The organism is Pseudarthrobacter sp. DSP2-3-2b1 (genome assembly GCF_049895945.1).
In the GTDB taxonomy this organism is placed as follows: Bacteria; Actinomycetota; Actinomycetes; order Actinomycetales; family Micrococcaceae; genus Arthrobacter.
Map to the genome: position 1 here is coordinate 1 of NZ_JAFCTI010000027.1, position 2765 is coordinate 2765.

Annotated in this window: 2 protein-coding genes; one reads left to right on the forward strand and one right to left on the reverse strand. The window is 60.1% G+C overall.

Annotated features, from left to right (window positions below):
* Positions 1–646: alpha-amylase family glycosyl hydrolase (locus tag ACP7AX_RS19155; protein ID WP_426228774.1), on the reverse strand; the 646-nt coding region annotated here is incomplete at its 3' end.
* Positions 647–815: 169 nt separating this feature from the next.
* Between ACP7AX_RS19155 and ACP7AX_RS19160 the strand changes: the two genes are divergently transcribed.
* Positions 816–2027: an ROK family transcriptional regulator gene (locus ACP7AX_RS19160; RefSeq protein WP_426228776.1), complete on the forward strand. Its 1212-nt coding sequence runs from the start codon at positions 816–818 to the stop codon at positions 2025–2027.
* The last annotated feature ends 738 nt before the right edge of the window (positions 2028–2765 follow it).

Sequence of the window (2765 nt, forward strand, 5' to 3'; positions counted from 1 at the left end):
CGCGGTCGGACCAGAAGCGCAGGGTCTTCAGGAAGTCGTCGCGGACCTCAGGGTTGTCCCAGTTAAAGTCCGGCTGTTCCTTGGCGAAGATGTGCATGTACCACTGCCCAGGGGTTCCGTCCGGTTCTGTGATCCGTTCCCATGCCGGGCCGCCGAACACGGAGTCCCAGTCTGACGGCGGCAGGTCACCGTTTTTGCCCAGTCCGTCGCGGAAGATGTAGCGGTCGCGGGCCGGGGATCCCTTGGGCGAGGCGAGGGCTTCCCGGAACCACTCGTGGCGGTTCGAGGAGTGGTTGGGGACGATGTCCACGATCAGCTTGATGCCCGCGGCGTGCAGGGCCGAAGCCATGTCGTTGAAGTCCTCCAGCGTGCCGAGCCGCGGGTCAACGTTACGGTAGTCGTCCACGTCATAGCCGCCGTCGGCGAGGGCTGAAGGGTAGAACGGGCTCAGCCAGACCGCGTCGATTCCCAGGTCCTTCAGATACGGGACCTTGGCGGTGATGCCGTTGATGTCACCGATGCCGTCACCGTTGGAGTCAGAGAAGCTGCGGGGGTAGATCTGGTAGACCGAGGCCTGGCGCCACCAGGTGGGGTCGGCCATGTTCATGTGCTCGGTGCTGGTTGCCTTGGTGGCCATGGAGGACAAAACGGGGTCCTTTACTTCGTTCTTAGCGGTCGGTTCCGGAGGTTGTTTCTAAGCCAAAGCGGACGATGGATTAGATTTAGTCAGTAAATATAGCAACAAGAGTTAGTATGGGGGAATGGATCAGGTGAGGTCAAGGGGGCTGGCAGTGTCACAGCAGTCTCTGCGAGAAATGAATGCAGCAATGGTGCTGGGCTTTATGCGGGAGTCCGGTGGTCCCGTCAACGTTGGCGAATTGATGGAACTCACGGGACTTACAAGGGCCACCGTGATTGCAATCTGCGAGGACCTTGTGGACAGGGGGTGGGTCCGTGAGTTGGAAAACGGGCGGTCGACCGCCGCTTACGTCAAGGGCCGGCCGGCCCGCCGCTTCGCCTTCGATGCGCAGGCTGCGTTCGTCCTGGGCATCGATATCGGTAACCGAAGAATGACCGCCGTCCTGGCCGACATGGCCGGCACAGTGATCTCGAGAATCGCCGTTCCGTTCCAGGTCTTGAATGCACCGGCACAAGAACGTGCTGACCTGCTGCGTGCGATAACCGATGACGCCCTAGCGAAGGCGGGAGTAGCTCCCGAACGAATCCTCGCTGTCTCGCTGGGGGTTGCAGCCCCGGTCAGCCGTGACGGTGAAGTTCTCACAGCCCAGGAGTTTTGGGGGACCTTCGATGTCCGGAAGGCACTCTCGGAGTGGCATGGATGGAACGTCCTCATTGAAAACGACGCCAACCTCGCCGCTCTTGCCGAGCGCTGGCGGGGCACAGCGGAGGGTATCGATGATCTCGTCGTAGTCTTGGCTGGTGACCGTCTCGGATCCGGCGTCCTTGAATCCGGGCGGCTCCTGCACGGTAATAACGGAGCGTTTGGAGAACTGGGCTACCTCTACCAACTTGAAGGAGTGGGAGACCCGATGGGTATGGCCTACTGGGCCCACCACTGGGGAAGGGAAGTCCTTGATTCCGGTGCTACTACTAGGCTCCGCGAAGTGTGCAACGGCGATCCGGACCAGCTGACCGCCGAGGCAATCTTCGCCGCGGCCGCAGATAATGACACTGCGGCCATTGAGATCGTTAACAGGCTCTCCCTACGCATGGCGCGCGTTATCGGATCATTCAGCACCATTCTCAACCCCGAAATTGTTGTCCTTGCCGGCGGCGTGGCAGCTCCTGCCAACGCTGTCATCCCCATCATCCAAAAACATCTCCCAACCTTCACGTCCACTCCGCCGAAGGTGAAGGCCTCAACGCTCGGCGACAGCATAGTGTCGATCGGCGCAGTCCGTCATGCCCTCAACTACGTTGAAGAACGCGCCCTTACCCTGCGTCCACGCTCAATGCCCGATCCTTCGGAGGCCGTCGTACCCGATGACATAAAAGAAACTGCCTAGCTTTCGCGCACCTCGCGGTCGTCCCCCGGATGATAGCGCTGGGCTTCGTGTTATTCATTGGGCCGCAGGCCTATGCAGCGCAGCTAGATGAATTTTGTCCCGAAGCTGTCCTTGGAGAGCCGGTTTGCCCAGTCATGGAATTTCCCAGTACCAGCACATGGCAATGAGGTAGAACCGACCGACAGATGCGCGATTCTCTCGCTCATCGGGGGAGCCTGGGCGACTGGCAGCGGGACGTGTTGAAGTGGGACGACTTGCCATCCCGTCTGCGCGCCAAACTTCAGGACGTTTGCTGTCCCGCCACTGCTGTCTCCCAACCTCGTCCTGTCAGGTTGAGCTCTAGGCTCGTTCCAGAACAAAGTCAGGGTATACGACCTGATCCTGTCAGGTTGGCGGGTAGTTCCATCTGATCGAGAAAAGAGCGGCGGCGGGAGGTTTCCCGCCGCCGCTCTTTCAGTTTGCAGTTGAACCCCTGGTCACAAGTAGGAGGCCTGAATTACCACCTTACGACTCTCAGTCCCCGCGTTTAGCCGGGGGATAAGCTTCGTGCTACTCAGGCCAATGGCGCGCTACACAGTGCTCCCGGGGCTTATTCCTGCATGTAAAGCTAGGGCTGGAGCCAGGCAGTGGTCGCTCCGGGCAGGGAGTCTCCCATCAGTGTTGAACTGGAGACCAGTACCTTGCCGGCGGGCAGTTTGATGGCTTCCGTGCCGAAGTTCGTTACGGAGGTCCAGCCGT

Bases quoted from the DNA above. Each gene is read 5' to 3' on its own strand.
- ACP7AX_RS19160 (WP_426228776.1), top strand. From the start codon at position 816: ATGAATGCAGCAATGGTGCTGGGCTTTATGCGGGAGTCCGGTGGTCCC.